General features: G+C 66.7%; 13 protein-coding genes. 4 read left to right on the top strand and 9 right to left on the bottom strand.

The window, feature by feature from the left end; all coding sequences use genetic code 11:
* Positions 1 to 6: 6 nt before the first annotated feature.
* The 3 genes from C8J42_RS12095 to xseA are packed head-to-tail and all read right to left on the bottom strand — an operon-like array spanning position 7 to position 2,483.
* The gene (locus tag C8J42_RS12095; RefSeq protein ID WP_120300737.1) at positions 7 to 849 is read right to left on the bottom strand and encodes a M23 family metallopeptidase; all 843 of its coding nucleotides are present in this window, start codon (positions 847 to 849) and stop codon (positions 7 to 9) included.
* Positions 846 to 1,046, bottom strand: a complete 201-nt coding sequence (locus C8J42_RS12090) for a DUF2093 domain-containing protein (protein ID WP_055881745.1) — start codon at positions 1,044 to 1,046, stop codon at positions 846 to 848. The genes C8J42_RS12095 and C8J42_RS12090 overlap by 4 nt, the downstream gene beginning before the upstream one ends.
* A 12-nt stretch (positions 1,047 to 1,058) precedes the next feature.
* Positions 1,059 to 2,483, bottom strand: coding sequence for an exodeoxyribonuclease VII large subunit (gene xseA, locus C8J42_RS12085; protein ID WP_120300738.1), 1,425 nt, complete (start codon positions 2,481 to 2,483; stop codon positions 1,059 to 1,061).
* Here xseA and purD point away from each other — a divergent pair.
* The 3 genes from purD (at position 2,482) to C8J42_RS12070 (ending at position 5,985) form a co-directional block, all read left to right on the top strand.
* Complete coding sequence (gene purD, locus C8J42_RS12080; protein WP_133020228.1) at positions 2,482 to 3,744, top strand: phosphoribosylamine--glycine ligase; 1,263 nt, start codon at positions 2,482 to 2,484, stop codon at positions 3,742 to 3,744. The two genes, xseA and purD, sit on opposite strands and share 2 nt — an antisense overlap.
* Positions 3,745 to 3,940: 196 nt before the next feature.
* A complete protein-coding gene (locus C8J42_RS12075; protein ID WP_133020227.1) occupies positions 3,941 to 4,723 on the top strand; it encodes a hypothetical protein in 783 nt (260 codons plus the stop codon).
* Positions 4,724 to 4,881: 158 nt separating this feature from the next.
* The gene (locus C8J42_RS12070; protein ID WP_243644402.1) at positions 4,882 to 5,985 is read left to right on the top strand and encodes a VacJ family lipoprotein; all 1,104 of its coding nucleotides are present in this window, start codon (positions 4,882 to 4,884) and stop codon (positions 5,983 to 5,985) included.
* Positions 5,986 to 6,399: 414 nt separating this feature from the next.
* Here the strand turns inward: C8J42_RS12070 and C8J42_RS12065 are convergent, their stop codons facing one another.
* Positions 6,400 to 7,701, bottom strand: a complete 1,302-nt coding sequence (locus tag C8J42_RS12065) for a hemolysin family protein (protein WP_056488005.1) — start codon at positions 7,699 to 7,701, stop codon at positions 6,400 to 6,402.
* 195 nt (positions 7,702 to 7,896) lie between these two features.
* Here C8J42_RS12065 and C8J42_RS12060 point away from each other — a divergent pair, with 195 nt between their 5' ends.
* Complete coding sequence (locus C8J42_RS12060) at positions 7,897 to 8,571, top strand: OmpA family protein (protein WP_133020226.1); 675 nt, start codon at positions 7,897 to 7,899, stop codon at positions 8,569 to 8,571.
* 138 nt (positions 8,572 to 8,709) lie between these two features.
* Here the strand turns inward: C8J42_RS12060 and C8J42_RS12055 are convergent, their stop codons facing one another.
* The 5 genes from C8J42_RS12055 to C8J42_RS12035 all read right to left on the bottom strand — a co-directional run bounded on the left by C8J42_RS12055 (position 8,710) and on the right by C8J42_RS12035 (position 16,892).
* Entirely contained in the window at positions 8,710 to 9,057 is a 348-nt protein-coding gene (locus C8J42_RS12055) for a tRNA-binding protein (protein WP_133020225.1), read from the bottom strand.
* Positions 9,044 to 9,718, bottom strand: coding sequence for a glutathione S-transferase family protein (locus C8J42_RS12050; RefSeq protein WP_056054264.1), 675 nt, complete (start codon positions 9,716 to 9,718; stop codon positions 9,044 to 9,046). The genes C8J42_RS12055 and C8J42_RS12050 overlap by 14 nt, the downstream gene beginning before the upstream one ends.
* 247 nt (positions 9,719 to 9,965) lie before the next feature.
* Positions 9,966 to 14,468 (bottom strand): glutamate synthase large subunit, encoded by a 4,503-nt coding sequence (gene gltB / locus C8J42_RS12045; protein ID WP_165895499.1) that lies wholly within the window; start codon positions 14,466 to 14,468, stop codon positions 9,966 to 9,968.
* A 20-nt stretch (positions 14,469 to 14,488) separates the two neighbouring features.
* The gene (locus C8J42_RS12040) at positions 14,489 to 15,931 is read right to left on the bottom strand and encodes an NAD(P)-dependent oxidoreductase (protein ID WP_133020224.1); all 1,443 of its coding nucleotides are present in this window, start codon (positions 15,929 to 15,931) and stop codon (positions 14,489 to 14,491) included.
* Between the two features lie 151 nt (positions 15,932 to 16,082).
* Positions 16,083 to 16,892 carry an undecaprenyl-diphosphate phosphatase gene (locus tag C8J42_RS12035; RefSeq protein WP_133020223.1) on the bottom strand — a complete coding sequence of 270 codons (810 nt, stop codon included), beginning with the start codon at positions 16,890 to 16,892 and terminating at the stop codon, positions 16,083 to 16,085.
* Between the last annotated feature and the right edge of the window lie 50 nt (positions 16,893 to 16,942).

The raw sequence follows: 16,942 nt of genomic DNA, 5'->3' as shown, positions 1-16,942 counted from the left end.
CGTCACCTACGGTCGCATCACACCCGCCACCAGCATCGGGTCGAGCTTGGCGTCGTGCCATCGTAGCGCCCAGTGAAGGTGGGGGCCGGTGGCGCGGCCGGTCATGCCAACGGCGCCGATCGGTTGGCCTTGGCGGACGTGATCGCCGGGTTTCACGTCGATACGGGACAGGTGCAGGAAGGCGCTGTTGAGGCCCATGCCGTGGTCGAGCATCAGGAGATTGCCCTCTAGCGTGAAGGGGTGATCGGCGGTGAGGATCACGACGCCGTCGGCGGGGGCGGTTACGATCGTGCCGGTCGGGATGGCGACGTCCGTGCCTGAATGATAGCTGCCGGGTTCGCCTTTGTAGACGCGTTGCGATCCGAACAACCCGGAGATGCGACCTGTTGCTGGCCATGCGAAGGCCTGGCGCCAGCCTTGGGCGTCGGTAGTGCGGGCGCGGGCGGCGACGATCTGGGCTAGCTCGGGCGGGCGGAGCTTGGCGAAGACCGGGTCAGGCGCGGGGAATTTGGGAAGCGTGTCGAGGCGCTCGATCCGCCAGGCCCGCGGCGCAATCGTCAGCGGCTGGGTAATGGTGCGGCCGTCGGTGAGCGTGGCCGTCAGTGTCGCCTGCGGCCCCGCGTCGCGGTCGAAACCGGCGATGAAGCGGCCGTCGGGGGATAGCGCGATCGGCTTGCCGTTCAGCGTGAGCGTGCGTGCGCCGTCGGGGGCGGTGCCGAGGATCAGGCCACCCTGGCTGAGCGTGCCGGTCCAGCGGAAGGCGGACTGGGACACGGTATTCGAGGGCGGTGCTTGCTGGGCGGCGGCACCGGATGCAGCCAGCAGGACGAGCACCGCCGCGCGGATCATCGTGGGGCCATCGCTTCGCTGGCGGCGGCGGCGGTGGCGTAAGCTTCCTGGCGCGCTACGCTCCAATAGCGCAGGTCTTCGAGCGCGATGCGGTGGCCGGTGGCGGCGCAGGCGACGTGGTCGCCGGGGCTGAGCACGCGGAAACCGTTCGCCATATAGTGCAGGCGCGCGGCGCGGTCGGAGTTGGACATCAGCATGGCGGGTCTTCTCTACAGCAGGGTCGGCTGGCGCGGCGCCGCATCGGGCGCGGGCTTTGCCTTGGGGGCAGCATAGGTTTTGGCGGCGGGGCGCTCAAGACCGGTGTCCGTCACCGCATCCACCACGCCGTCGCGGAAGTGGAGTGTCAGCGTGCCTGCGTCGCGCGCGGACTTGGCGGAGGCGAGCGTCTCGCCGCCGGGCCGCGCGGTGACTCGCGCATAGCCGCGGTCGAGGATCGCGTCGGGGTTCAGCGACTGGACGAGCCGCCACGTTGCGTCGAGCTGCGCGCGTTTCGCCTCGAGTTTGCGTTCCAGCGTGGCGGGACGGAGTGCCGCCCCCGAACGATCGAGACTGCCGCGGGCGAGGGTCAGGCGACGCTCCAGCCCGCGATCCAGACGCTGGCCAAAGTCGTCCGCGCGCTGGCGCTGCGGCCCGAGCAACTGGTCGCGCTTCGGCAACAGGCGGGCGAGCGCATCGAGCCTCTCACGTCCACGCTCGACATGCCGCCGGGCGCAACGCTCGGTACGATTGCGGTGGCTGTCGATCGTCAACCGCAGGTCGGCGAGCACCGGCACCGCGATCTCGGCCGCAGCCGTTGGTGTCGGCGCGCGCAGATCGGCGGCGAAATCGCACAAGGTGGTGTCGGTCTCATGCCCGACCGCGGAGATGATCGGGATCGTGCAGGCGGCGACCGCGCGGACGACGACCTCTTCGTTGAACGACCAGAGATCCTCGACCGAGCCACCGCCGCGCGCGACGATCACGAGGTCGGGGCGCGGCACCGGGCCGCCGGGGACGATCGCGTCGAACCCGCGCACCGCAGCGGCGATCTCGGCGGCGGAACCCTCGCCCTGCACCTTCACTGGCCAGACGATGACGTGCGTCGGGCAGCGATCCTCGAGCCGGTGGAGTATGTCGCGGATCACGGCGCCGGTGCCCGAAGTGACGACGCCGATCACCTTCGGCATGAACGGCAGGCGCTTCTTCCGCGTGCCGTCGAACAGCCCCTCGCCGGCGAGCTTCGCCTTCAGTTTCTCGAGCAGCGCCATCAAGGCGCCCGCGCCCGCCAGCTCCATGCGCTCGATGACGATCTGGTATTTCGAGCGGCCGGGATAGGTGGTGAGCTTGCCGGTGGCGATCACCTCGATGCCGTCCTGGGGGACGAAGGCGAGGCTCGACGCATTGCCCTTCCAGATGACGCCGTCGATCACCGCCTGGTCGTCCTTGAGCGACATGTAGCAATGCCCGGAGGCGACGCGTTTCCAGCCCGAGATTTCGCCGCGCAGGCGGACATGCCCGAATTCGCCCTCGACCATCCGCTTCAGCTTGAAGGCGAGTTCGCCGACCGACATGGCGAGTGCGTTGTCGCCGGCGACCGGCTCGGCTACCAGCCGCCCCATGTCGCTGGACACATCATCGGAAAAGGGATCGGGCATGAACGTCCTGCTGCTGGGCTCGGGGGGTCGCGAACATGCGCTCGCGTGGAAGCTGGTGCAATCTCGCGGCCTCGATACGCTGTATGCCGCGCCGGGCAACCCCGGCATTGCGCGTGTTGCGACGCTCGTGCCGCTCGATGCGACGGATCACGCCGCCGTGGTCGCTTTCGTGCGCGAGCATGAGGTCGGGCTGGTCGTGATCGGACCCGAGGCGCCGCTGGTCGACGGGCTGGCCGATACGTTACGCGCCGCGGACATTCCGGTGTTCGGGCCTTCGAAGGCTGCGGCACAACTGGAAGGCTCGAAGGGCTTCACCAAGGATCTGTGCCTGCGCGCCGGTATCCCGACCGCCGGGTATGTCCGGGTGAAGAGCCGCGAAGAGGCGGATATCGCGCTCGCCCGCACCTTCTCGCTGCCGGTGGTCATCAAGGCGGACGGGCTTGCGGCGGGCAAGGGCGTCGTCATCGCGTTCAGCGCGGCCGAAGCCGATGCCGCGCTCGACGCGCTGTTCGCCGACGGGGAAGCCGAGGCGGTGATCGAGGAGTTCCTCGAAGGCGAGGAGGCTAGCCTCTTCGTGCTGACCGACGGCGTGTCGCTGATGCCGTTCGGCTCCGCGCAGGATCACAAGCGCGTCGGCGAGGGCGATACCGGGCCGAATACCGGCGGGATGGGCGCGTACAGCCCTGCCCTCGTTCTGACGCCAGCGCTGGAGAAGCGCGCGATCGACGAGATCGTTGCGCCGACGGTGGCGGCGATGGCGGCGGAGGGTATGCCGTTCTCGGGCGTGCTGTATGCGGGGCTGATGCTGACGCCGCAGGGGCCGAAGCTGATCGAATATAATGCTCGGTTCGGGGATCCCGAGACGCAGGTGCTGATGATGCGCTTCCAGGGCGACCTGCTCGCGACGATGCTGGCGACCGCCGAGGGACGGCTCGGCGATATGCCTGCGGCGCAGTTCAGCCACGAGACCGCGTTGACGGTGGTTATGGCGGCAGAGGGGTATCCGGGGACTCCCAAGGCTGGCGGCGCGATCGTCGGGCTGGATTCCGCGCGAGCCGCAGGCGGCACGGTGTTCCATGCGGGCACGCGGCTGGAAGATGGCGGGCTCGTAGCCTCGGGCGGGCGCGTACTGGCCGTGACGGCGACCGGCGACGACGTCGCGACGGCGCAGGCCAACGCCTACCGCGCGGTCGAGGCGATCGATTTCGCGGAAGGCTTCTACCGCCGCGACATCGGTTGGCGCGAGATCGCGCGCGGGTGATGCGTCTCGATCCTCCCCCGCCAGGGGGAGGTGGCTGGCTCTTGCCAGACGGAGGGGGAGGTAGGCAAAACCCCTGTTCCGTTTCCTCCCCCTCCGTCACCTTCGGCGACACCTCCCCCTTGCGGGGGAGGATCGTCAGGTACGAGCCAGCCAATTAGGTCTCGCCGCCCTTCGCGGGTGACGCTACGGTATGGGAATGAACGAAACTTCCGCGACCTCCGCCTCGGGCCTGAGCCTGCTGCCCGACGGCATCGCCACGCTGACCGCGATCCACTTCACGATCATCGCCGTCGTGGCGGTCCTCGTCGTGATCGGCTTGCTCTGGGGCATCAAAGCCAAGCGCAGCCGCGTGAAGGCGTCGCGCGACGTGATCGCCAACGCGGAGGAGGCCGGCGTTCCGCCCGAGCCGGCTTCGGCAAAGCCCGCGGTTCAGGAACGCAAGGCTGAGCAATCGCAGGCGCAGTCGCAAATCGCGGCTGCCCCGGTTGTGCCGCCCCCCGCTCCGGTCCGGCCTGCCCCGCCCCGGCCTGAGCCGACCCCGCCTGTACCGCCCGTAAGCAGCGCACCCGAACAGGTGCCTGTTTCGCGCGAAGACGATGCGGTGCAAGCGCCCGATCGCCTGGCCGACGAACCGATCGCCGCTGCGTCGCCTTTTGACGCGAGTCCGGCGACCGAAACTGCCGCCCTTGCACCGGTAGCTCCGTCCGAAGAGGCTCCAATAGCACCGGCGCAATCCTATGCCGATGGTCCCGTCACGCAGTTGAAGGGGCTCGGGCCGAAGGTCGCGGCGCAGCTTGGCGCGCTCGGCGTCTCGACGGTCGGCGAGATGGCGGCGCTGTCGGACAGCGAGGCGCAGCGCATAGACGCGCAGCTTGGCAACTTTACCGGGCGGATGGGTCGCGATCGTTGGATCGAGCAGGCGCGGTTGCTGGCGGCCGGCGACAAGGCCGGATTCGAGGCGGTGTTCGGCAAGCTCTAGGCTACGCGCTCGCGGGACAGGATCGTCGCGCGATCGGTTAACCTCGATCCGCACGCGCGGATGACGATTGGCTCTATGCTCCACGCGCGCCGACGGGCATGTCAGGCGCGTCGCATCTCGATGTAGGAGAGCGGCCGATAACAGGGCGATGGGTGCACATGCTGGTAACGATGAGCGCAATGCTGTTGACGGCTGCCCCCGTTCACGTGACGGCCGCGCCGATAGCGTTGCCTGGCGTCGGTGCGAGCGTGGCGCTACCGGGCGCGGTAGTGTCGCCGTTCGCGGATAACTTCGAGCCAGTTGCGGCGATGGCGGTTTCGCCGCTTGCTCTGGCCGCGTCGCTCCCGGCGATCGAGATTTTCGCTCAGGGGCTGCCGACGCAGGATATTCCGCCGGTCGGTCCCGCTCCGTTGGGAACCCCGCCTGCCCAGCGGACGCCGAACGACATTATCGTCACCGGCCGCAAGGAGACCGCGGGCGATCCGCTGCGCGCGGTCAACGCCGAGTCGTTCGCGGTGACGCAGAAGGTCGACGACGCGGTGATCGGCCCGGTCGCGCGGACCTACAAGAAGACCGTGCCGAGCCCCATTCGACGCGGCATCCACAATTTCCTCTACAACCTGCGCGAGCCGATCGTCTTCCTGAACTTCCTGCTCCAGTTCAAGCCGGGCAAGGCAGCCGAAACGGTCGGGCGGTTCGCGATCAACACGACGATCGGCGTGGCGGGCGTGCTCGACGTCGCCAAGAAGAAGCCGTTCCACCTGCCGCGACGGTCGAACGGGTTCGCCAACACGCTCGGCTATTACGGCGTCAAGAACGGCCCCTTCCTGTTCCTGCCGCTGGTCGGGCCAACGACGATCCGCGATCTTCTGGGCGGCGCGATCGATCGCCTGATCCTGCCGGTCGCCATCGGCAAGCCGTTCACCAGCACGGCGTACGCGATCCCCGCGGGCATTTTGGGTGCGCTAGATCACCGGTCGGAGTTCGACCAGACGCTGAAGGACCTGCACGACAATTCGCCCGATCCGTATGCGGCGACGCGGTCGTTCTATCTGAACCGGCGACAGGCGGAGATCGACCACCTCCACGGGCGCGTCGAGGGCGATCCGGCGGGGATGTCGGGGCCGCCGCCTAGTGTCGTGCCGTTCGTGCCGAGCGATCTGGAGCCTGGGGCCAAGCCGGTTTCGGATGTGCCGATGGAGGCTCCGGTGGTCGCGACGCCGGCGGTTGATGCGAAGCCCGCTGCCGAAACCGGTCAGTAGAAGGGGGCGGAGCCGAACGGGCTCGTCTCTTCTTCCCCCTGCCCTCTCCGTTCGTGCTGAGTAAGAACCGAGTGGCTCCGTCAGGAGCGTCTTGAGGGCTCGTATCGAAGCATGTGTTCCGCGCGCCAACCTGTCCTTCGATACGTCGCTTCGACAAGCTCAGCGGCTACTCAGGACGAACGGATGGCAGGGACAAGCGCGTCCTCGGCGTGAGAGAAACGAGTCCTCAAGTAGGAGACAAGTCTCCCAATCGACCACTACCCCGGCGGAGGCCGGGCCCAATTGGGGGACGTCGTAAACTAGGGTAGCGCTTCGTTACTGCGGCCTTGCCAATTGGACCCCGGCCTTCGCCGGGGTGGTGCATACGTAGAAGCGTCGGGTTCGATATAAACTTACGCGCCCCACGCTAGACCCTCAGACTTCGCTCACCAGCAGCTTATCGATCCGCCGTCCGTCGAGATCGACGATCTCGAACTTCCAGCCTTGTTCGACGAAGCTTTCGCCCTCGCCCGGCAGATGGCGGAACACCGACAGGGCCAACCCTGCGACGGTCGCGTAGTCGCGGTCCTCCGGGAGGTCGATGCCAAGGCGGTCGGCAAGCGAATCCGCCGCCATCGTGCCTGCCACCAGCAACGAGCCGTCGTCGCGGACCACGACCGAGGGCGCATCGTCCGGATCGGAGTCCGACTTGAACTCGCCAGCGATCGCCGCGAGCAGATCCGCCGGTGTCACGATCCCTTCGAAATGGCCGTATTCGTCATGGATCAGCGCCATCGGTACTTCGGCTTCGCGGAGCGCCAGCAACGCGTCCATCGCGTCGATCTGGTCGATCACGACGGGGGCTTTGCGCATCAGCGCACGCAGGTCGATCGGCTCGCCGCGGAACAGCGCGGCGGCGATGTCGCGCGCCTGGACGACGCCCTTGACCGCGTCGATCGAGCCTTCGCCGACCGGCAGGCGGGTGTGCTGCGATGCGAGCAGCGTCTCGCGGATCTCGTCGGGACCCCAGTCGCAGTCGAGCCAGTCGATCTCGGTGCGCGGCGTCATCACTTCGCGGACCGGGCGATCCGCGAGGCGGACGACGCCCGAGATGATCGAGCGCTCATGCTCCTCGATGATCCCCGACTTCGACGCCTCGGCGACGATCATGTGGAGTTCTTCGGCGGTGACATGCTCTTCCGATTCGCGGTTCAGGCGGAGCGCGCGGAAGATCAGCGCGCTGGTCGAATCGAGCACCCAGACGATCGGCGCGGTGCCGATCGCGAGCCAGCGCATGACGGGTGCCATGAACGAGGCGATCGCCTCGGGCGCACGCAGCGCGAACTGTTTCGGGACGAGTTCGCCGATGATCAGCGATGCATAGGTCGTCAGGCCAATGACGATCGCGAAGCCGGCGGTCTCCGCGGTCGAGGCGGACAGGCCCCACGCCTGCAACCGCGCGGCGGTCGGCATGCCGAGACTGGAGCCCGAATACGCACCGGCGAGGATACCGATCAGCGTGATGCCGATCTGGACGGTCGAGAGGAACTTGCCGGGGTCGGCCGCGAGGACCAGCGCGGCGCGCGCGCCCTTCTTGCCCGAGCGCGCCATCGCCTCGAGCCGGGCTTTGCGCGCCGAGACGATCGCGAGTTCGCTCATCGCGAACACGCCGTTCAACGCGACGAGCGCGAGGATGATCGCGACGTCGATCCAGGGGAAGGGGGGAAGCGGTGCCATTGGCTCACGCGCTCTTTGCAGGACAACGGTCCGTCGCACAACCGTCCTTACGTACTGGCTTGCGCATACTCGACATCGGACCGCGAAGATGGTCAGGCTCGGTTCAGTGCGCAGGCGGAACAATCGTCGCGACACCGGGTTATCGGGCGTATCGGGCACGAAGCCGTCATTCGTCATGTCTCAGGGAGATTATCTATGAAAACCAAGATGTTCGCAGGCGCTGCAATCGCGGCATTGATCGCCACCAGCGGCTGCACCACCGATCCGGAGACCGGTCGCCAGACGATTTCCAAGACCGCGCTTGGCGGCATCGGCGGCGCGCTGGGCGGCTATCTGCTCGGCGACGTGGTCGGTGGACGGCATGACCGGACCGAGAAGCTGCTCGGCGCAGGCATCGGCGGTCTCGCGGGTGCGGGCATCGGCGCGTACATGGACAAGCAGGAGCGCGACCTGCGCGCGCGCACTGCCGGCACCGACGTGCAGGTGATCCGCCAGGGCGACGACCTGGTGCTCAACATCCCGTCGGGCATCACCTTCGCGTATGACAGCGCCAACGTGCAGCCGCAGTTCCAGCGGACGCTCGACCAGGTTGCCGACACGCTGTCGCAGTACAACCAGACCTATGTCGACGTGTACGGGCACACCGATTCGACCGGCAGCGACGCGTACAACCAGACGCTGTCGGAGCGTCGCGCACGCTCGGTCGCGGATTACCTGTCGGGCCACGGCGTGCAGAGCGCGCGGATCGGTACGCGCGGTTACGGCAAGACGCAGCCGATCGCGTCGAATGACACAGATGCGGGCCGGGCAGCGAACCGTCGCGTCGAGGTGAAGATCGTGCCGATCACGCAGAACGACCTGCGCCAGTAAGCAGGCGCTTATCGAGGGTATTCTCCCCTGCCTACCGTTCCCCCGCGAAAGCGGGGGTCCAGGAGCCAAGAGCGTTACGACTGGTACCCTGGGCTCCCGCCTTCGCGGGAGAACGGATTTAGGTGATGACCGGACGGTTCAAAACAGCCTACCCCCGTTCGGGACCGGTCCGGTCGGCGAGATCAGCACGACCTTCCCATCCGCATCGGGAAAGCCGAGCGTCAGGACTTCGGACATCATCGGGCCGATCTGACGTGGCGGGAAGTTGACGACCGCGGCGACCTGGCTGCCGACGAGCGTCTCAGGCGTATAATGCTCGGTGATCTGCGCGGACGAGCGCTTCACGCCGATCTCGTCGCCGAAATCGATCCGCAGCTTGAACGCGGGTTTGCGTGCTTCGGGGAACGGTTCCGCTTCGACGATCGTGCCGACGCGGATGTCGACCTTCTCGAAGTCCGGATACGCGATCATCTCAGAAATCGACATTGTCGTAGTGTGCCGGGGGTGAGATCAGCTCCATCCGTTCGGACAGCAGCGGGCGGAAGCTCGGGCGGCTCTTGAAGCCGCGATACCAGCGTGCGGTCTGGTCGTGGCCCTTCCAGTCGATCCCGCCGAGATAATCGGTGACGGATATCTGCGCGGCGGCCGCTAGATCGGCGAGACTCATCGTCGCGCCGCCGAGCCAGTTCCGGTGATCGAGCAGGTAGTCCATATAATCGAGATGCCCGACCGCGGCCTTCATCGCCTCGCGCAGGCCCTTCGCGTCGGGCGCGGTGCGGTGGGCGAGGCGCTTGACCATGCGTTCGTGCAGCAGTGGTCCGGTGACGTCGCGGTAGAAATGCGTGTCGAACCATGTGACCAAGCGGCGGATCTCGGCGCGGTTGGTTGCGGTGCCGTTGATCATCGCCGCCTTCTCGACGGTTTCCTCAAAGAATTCGCAGATCGCCATCGAATCGATCAGCGGGGCGACACCGCGCGATGCGTCGACCATCACCGGAGTCTGGCCGGCGGGGTTCATATCCATGAACTCGTCGCGGCGATCCCAGGGCGATTCGCGGACCAGTTCGTAGCCGACCCCCTTCTCGCCCAGCAGCAGGCGCACCTTTCGCGAGAAGGGACACAGGGGGAATTGATAAAGCTGCCACATGCCATCCGTTTAGGCGGTGGGGGGCGGCTGTGTCACTAGCGCGGGTTGGCGCCGAGCAAGAAGATTTGGTTCACGCGGAGGCGCGGAGACGCGGAGGTGTTGCGTTCGCTGCGGGCGAAGCTCCTTCACCACCGATCGCAATAAGAGAGATGCAGAGGGACTTTAGCTCCGCGTCTCCGCGTCTCCGCGTGAAACCTCTAACTTGCACCACCCCGGGCGGGCGCCGGGGTGGTGTGAGGGCTTGGGCTTATTCCGCCGCGACCAGTTCCGCGCTGTCGTCCAGTGGGTGCGACAGGCGCGTCAGCATTTCCTTCGGCACGATCTGCCAGAAATGGGGAGCCACGCGGTCCCAATCTTCCAGCAGGCCCTTCGACCATTTGCTGTCGGTGTGATCCGCATGATCGCGAACCAAGTCGAGCAACACGTCGGCCCAGTGCAGCGACTTCACGCGGTCCCAGGTGATGTTCTCCGGGTTGGCGCGCTTCGCGAACACGCCGTCGGGATCGTAGACGAACGCCATCCCGCCGGTCATGCCCGCACCGAAGTTCGCGCCGACCGCGCCGAGCACGACTGCGATGCCGTTGGTCATGTACTCGCAGCCATTCGCGCCGCAGCCTTCGACGACCACGGTTGCACCCGAGTTGCGGACCGCGAAGCGCTCGCCCGCCTGCCCTGCCGCGAACAGTCGGCCCGATGTCGCGCCGTAGAGCACGGTGTTGCCGATGATCGTGTTGTCCTGCGATGCCAAAGGCGAACTCACCGCCGGGCGGACGATGATCGTGCCGCCTGACAGCCCCTTGCCGACATAGTCGTTCGAATCGCCGAACACTTCCAAGGTGATGCCCTTGCACAGGAACGCACCGAGCGACTGCCCCGCCGACCCACGCAAGCGGATCGTCACGTGATTATCGGCGAGCGTCGACATGCCGAACTTCCGCGTTATCTCGCTCGACAGCCGCGTGCCGACCGCGCGGTGCGTGTTGCGCACCGAATAGGTCAACTGCATCTTCTCGCCACGCGAGAACACCGCGGACGCGTCCTTGATGATCTGCGCGTCGAGACTGTCCGGCACTTCGTTGCGGAAGGTCGACAGGCTGAACCGGCGCTGCGAATCGTCGGCATCGACCTTCGCCAGGATCGGGTTGAGATCGAGATCGTCGAGATGCTCCGCGCCGCGGCTGACCTGCCGCAGCAATTCGGTGCGGCCGATCACGTCGTCGAGGCTCTTCACGCCGAGCCGCGCGAGGATGTCGCGGACTTCCTCGGCGATGAAGGTCATCAGGTTGATCACCTTCTCGGGCGTGCCGACGAACTTCTGGCGGAGCGCGTCGTTCTGCGTGCAGATGCCGACCGGGCAGGTGTTGGAATGGCATTGCCGCACCATGATGCAGCCCATCGCCACCAGCGACAGCGTGCCGATCCCGAACTCCTCCGCGCCGAGGATCGCGGCGATGACGATGTCGCGCCCAGTCTTCAGCCCGCCATCGGTGCGCAACCGCACGCGACCGCGCAGGCCGTTGAGCGTCAGCACCTGGTTGACCTCCGACAGGCCCATTTCCCACGGCGTGCCGGCATATTTGATCGACGTCTGGGGAGACGCGCCCGTGCCGCCGACATGGCCGGCGATCAGGATCACGTCGGCGTGCGCCTTGGCAACGCCCGCCGCGACCGTGCCGATGCCCGCCGAACTGACGAGCTTCACGCAGACACGAGCGCGCGGGTTGATCTGCTTCAGATCGTAGATGAGCTGAGCGAGGTCCTCGATCGAGTAGATGTCGTGATGCGGCGGCGGCGAGATCAGCGTCACGCCGGGCGTCGCGTGGCGCAGCTTGGCGATGAACTCGGTGACCTTGAAGCCGGGGAGCTGACCGCCCTCGCCGGGCTTGGCGCCCTGTGCGACCTTGACCTCGATCTCCTCGCAGGCGTTCAGATACTCCGCCGTGACGCCGAAGCGGCCGGAAGCGACCTGCTTGATCGACGAGTTGGCGTTGTCGCCGTTCGCGTAGGGCACGAAGCGCGACTTGTCCTCGCCGCCCTCGCCCGAGACGGCCTTTGCGCCGATCCGGTTCATCGCGATCGCCAGCGTCTCGTGTGCCTCGGGGCTAAGGGCACCGAGCGACATGCCGGGGGTGACGAAGCGCTTGCGGATCTCGGTGATCGCCTCGACCTGATCGACCGGCACGCCCTCCGCGGGGAAGTTGAACTGGAGCAGATCGCGCAGATACACCGGCGGGAGGTCGGATACGCCGCGCGAGAATTGCAGGTAGCTCGTATAGCTGTCGGTCGCGACCGCGGTCTGCAGCAGGTGCATCAGCTGCGCGGAATAGGCATGCGTCTCGCCGGTATGGCGCTGGCGATAGAAGCCACCGATCGGCAGCGTCGCGACGGCCGGATCGAACGCCGCTTCGTGACGATCGGTCGCGTTGACGTGGAGCGAGGCATAGCCCTCGCCGCTGATCTTGGCAGGCATGCCGGGGAACAGGTCGTTGACCAGGCTGCGCGAGAGCCCGACCGCCTCGAAGTTATAGCCGCCGCGGTAGGACGAGATGACCGCGATGCCCATCTTCGACATGATCTTGAGCAGCCCCTCCTCGACCGCGACGCGGTGGCGGCGGAGGCATTCGGCCAGATCCAGATCGCCGAACAGCCCGCGCGACTGGCGATCGACGATCGCGGCTTCGGCAAGGTACGCGTTCACGGTGGTCGCGCCGACGCCGATCAGCACGGCGTAATAATGCGTGTCGAGGCACTCGGCCGAGCGGACGTTGATCGACGCGTAGGAGCGCAGGCCGCGGCGGACGAGGTGCGTGTGGACAGCAGCGACCGCGAGCACGCCGGCGATGCCGACGCGGTCTTCGCTGATCGCCTCGTCGGTGAGAAAGATCTCGCTCTTGCCCTGGCGAACGGCTTGCTCCGCCTCGTTGCGGATGCGCTGGATCGCCGCGCGCAGCTTTTCGGGGCCGCCACCGACGTCGAACGTGCAGTCGATCTCTGCGACCGCGTTACCAAAATGCGCCTTCAACCGCGACCAATGTTCGCCCGTCAGCACCGGCGAATCGAGCACCAGCACGCGCTCGCGCTGGTCGCGCACGTCGAGGATGTTGGCGAGATTGCCGAACCGCGTCTTGAGCGACATCACGTGGCGCTCGCGCAACGGATCGATCGGCGGGTTGGTGACCTGCGAGAAGTTCTGGCGGAAGAACTGGCTGATCAGCCGCGGCTTGTCTGAGATGACGGCGAGCGGCGTATCGTCGCCCATCGATCCGATCGCTTCCTTCGCGGATTCGACCATCGGCGACAGGATCAGCTCCATGTCCTCCATCGTCTGCCCCGCCGCGACCTGGCGACGTGCGAGCTCGGCGCGGTCATAACGCACGATCGCGTCCTCGACCGAGGGCAGGTCGGCGAGCGTGTGGAATTCGCCGATCATCGCGGCGTAATCCGCCTCGCCGGAAATGCGATCCTTTACTTCGCGATCCTGGAGCAGGCGGCCTTCGTCGAGGTCGACCGCAATCATCTCGCCCGGCCCGAGCCGGCCCTTGGCGACGATGGTGGATTCGGGAACGACGACCATGCCGCTCTCGGAGCCGACGATCAGCAGGCCGTCGGAGGTCAGCGTATAGCGGAGCGGACGCAGCGCGTTGCGGTCCATGCCCGCGACCGCCCAGCGGCCATCGGTCATCGCCAGTGCGGCGGGCCCATCCCATGGCTCCATCACGGACGCGAGATACTGGTACATCGCGGTATGCTCGGGCGGCATGTCCGGGCTGGCGGCTTCGGGCACAAGCATCAGCTTGGCGGTCGGCGCATCGCGGCCCGAGCGGCAGATCGCCTCGAACACGGCGTCCAGCGCGGCGGTGTCGGACGCGCCGGCGGGGATCACCGGCTTGATGTCCTCCGAATTGTCGCCGAACGCGAGGCTCGCCATGCGGATCTCGTGGCTGAGCATCCAGTTCTTGTTGCCGCGGATCGTGTTGATCTCGCCGTTGTGCGCGAGGCAGCGGAACGGCTGCGCCAGCCACCATTGCGGGAAGGTGTTGGTCGAATAGCGCTGATGGAAGATCGCGACGCGGCTTTCGAAGCGCTGGTCGCACAGGTCCGGGTAGAAGACGGACAGCGATTCGGCGAGGAACAGCCCCTTGTAGATGATCGAACGGCATGACAGCGAGCAGATGTAGAAACCCTGGATCTGCGCCGCGATCACGCGCTTCTCGATCCGGCGGCGGACGAGGTACAGCGTCTTCTCGAACTCGGCGGCGTCCTGCTCCTCGGGCAGCGGGCCGGCGATCATGATCTGCTCGATCTCGGGGCGCGTGGCTTGTGCCTTCTGGCCAATCACGGACACGTCGACCGGCACCTGCCGCCAGCCATAGATGGTGTAGCCCGCCTCGATGATCGCGCTCTCGACGATCGTCCGGCAATCCTCCTGCGCGCCCAGATCGGTGCGGGGCAAGAAGATCATGCCGACCGCGAGACGGTTCGGGCGGACCTTGTGGCCAGACGCGGCGACCGCGTCGTCGAAGAAGCGCAGCGGCAGGTCGATGTGCAGGCCTGCGCCGTCGCCGGTCTTGCCGTCGGCGTCGACCGCGCCGCGGTGCCACACGGCCTTCAACGCATCGACCGCGGACTGCACGACACGCCGCGACGCGCGGCCATCCGTGGCGGCGACGAGACCTACGCCGCACGCGTCGCCCTCGAATTCGGGGCGGTACATGCCGTGCTCGGCGAGACGGGCGCGTTGATCGATCATCGGGGAACCCTGTTCGTTGCTCATGCCGCCACCTTCGCGTTGGCCGCCTTGGTCTTCAGCCATTTGTGCATCGTCGCGGCGACGTCGCGGCCGTCGCGGATCGCCCAGACGACTAGGCTCGCGCCGCGGACGATGTCGCCTGCCGCGAACACGCCGTCGAGCGAGGTCATCAGCGTCTTGCCGTCGACCAGCACGGTGCCCCAGCGGCTCACGCCCAGTTCCGGCGTCGCGAACAGGGTCGGCAGATCCTCGGCGTCGAAGCCGAGCGCCTTGATCACGAGATCGGCATCGACCGAATAATCGCCGGCGGGATCGGGTTCGGGCGCGCGGCGGCCGCTTGCGTCGGGGGCGCCGAGACGCATCTTCCGCACCTTGACGCTCGACACGATATCGCCGCCGTCGAAGCTCTGCGGGCCGGAGAGCCAGACGAACTCGACGCCTTCTTCCTCCGCATTGGCGACTTCGCGCTGCGAGCCGGGCATGTTGGCGCGGTCGCGACGGTAGAGGCACTTCACCGACTTGGCGCCCTGGCGGATCGCGGTGCGGACGCAGTCCATCGCGGTGTCGCCGCCGCCGATCACGACGACGTCCTTGCCCTCTGCATTGAGGCTGCCGTCGTCGAATGCGGGGACGGCGTCGCCGAAGCCCTTGCGGTTCGAGGCGACGAGGAAGTCGAGTGCCGCGACCACGCCGTTCGATCCGCCACCGGGCAGGTCCATCGCGCGCGCCTTGTAGACGCCGGTCGCGATCAGGATCGCGTCGTGGCGCTGGCGGAGATCGTCGAGGCTCGCGTCATCGCCGACCGCAAAGCCTTCGTGGAAGACGATGCCGGCTGCCTTGAGCCGCTCGACGCGGCGCATGACGATCGGCTTTTCGAGCTTGAAGCCGGGGATGCCATAGGTGAGCAACCCGCCTGCGCGGTCGTAGCGGTCGTAGACGTGGACGTCATAGCCGTGCCCGCACAGATATTCCGCTGCGGTCAGGCCCGCCGGGCCCGCACCGATCACGCCGACCGACTGGCCGCGCGACTTGCCGGGGACCAGCGGTTCGACCCAGCCGTTTTCCCAGGCGGTGTCGGTGATGAACTTCTCGACCGAGCCGATCGTGACCGCGCCGTGCCCGGTGAACTCTATGACGCAATTGCCTTCGCACAGCCGGTCCTGCGGACAGATGCGGCCGCAAATCTCGGGCATGGTCGAGGTCGCGTTGCTGAGTTCATACGCCTCGCGCAGCCGCCCTTCCGCCGTAAGCCGGAGCCAATCGGGGATATGGTTGTGCAGCGGGCAATGGACCGAACAATAGGGCACGCCGCACTGCGAGCAGCGTCCGGCCTGTTCCTCGGCTGGCTGGACCGCGTATCGCTGCGCGATTTCACGGAAATCCTCCTGTCGCTCATCCGCGGTGCGCTTTGCCGGATAGGATTGCTCCCGCCCGACAAACTTTAGCATCGAATCGTTCGCCATACATGCCTCCGACAGCCGCGTTATTGCGCCATCGGAAGCTTGTCACCGTGAAATCGACCAGCATGTCAGCATGACTGACGTATTAATCGATCAAATCAGCCAAATTATATAAGAACAATTCTCAACAAGGCTTATTGATACCGAATCGGACCTACTTGCTGAGCAACCAGACCAGCGCAGCCGAGCCGGCAGCTACCCGGTACCAGGCAAAAGGCACGAACCCGTGCTTGGTGACGATCCCGACGAACCACTTCACGACCAGCAGCGCGACGACGAACGACACTGCGGCGCCGATCGCGATCGCGCCAAGCCCGACACCGCCGCCGCTCGCGATCGCATCGCGGTTCTTCAGCAATTCGAGCGCGCTCGCGCCGAGCATCGTCGGGATCGCGAGAAAGAAACTGAACTCGGCCGCCGTGCGCCGCTCAACGCCCAGCGCCAGCGCACCGAGAATCGTCGCACCAGAGCGGCTGACGCCGGGGACCATCGCAAGACACTGGAGGAAGCCGATGCCGATTACCGTCTTCAGGGGGATGTCCGCCACGCCGCTGATGTCGCTGCGCGGCGCGAACCGCTCGACCGCGAGGATCGCGAAGCCGCCGACGATCAGCGCGATCGCGACGACCTCCGCATTCCCCAGCAGCGCCTCGATATGCTTGTGCAGCGCGAGGCCGATCACCGCCGCCGGGATGAACGCGACCACGAGGTTGCGCAGGAACAGCCACGACTTCGGCTCGCGCTTCAACAGCCCCATGCCGACCGCCCAGAACGTCCGCCAGTATAGCACGACGATCGCGAGGATCGCGCCGAGCTGGATGACGACGTTGAACACCTCCCAGCGCCCCGCATCATAGCCGAGCAGCCGCGTCGCGAGAATAAGATGCCCGGTCGACGAGACGGGCAGGAATTCGGTGATCCCCTCGACGATGCCGAGGAGGATGACGGTGAGAAGTTCGGTCAAGCGGGTGCTCCGGCGCGGTAGGTCAGGGCAGTGTCAGGCGTACGTAGCAC

Origin of the sequence: Sphingomonas sp. PP-CE-1A-559 (genome assembly GCF_004340965.1) — a bacterium.
Lineage (GTDB): Bacteria > Pseudomonadota > Alphaproteobacteria > Sphingomonadales > Sphingomonadaceae > Sphingomonas.
Note: the sequence above shows the minus strand (reverse complement) of the source record. Positions and strands in the feature narration are given on the sequence as shown.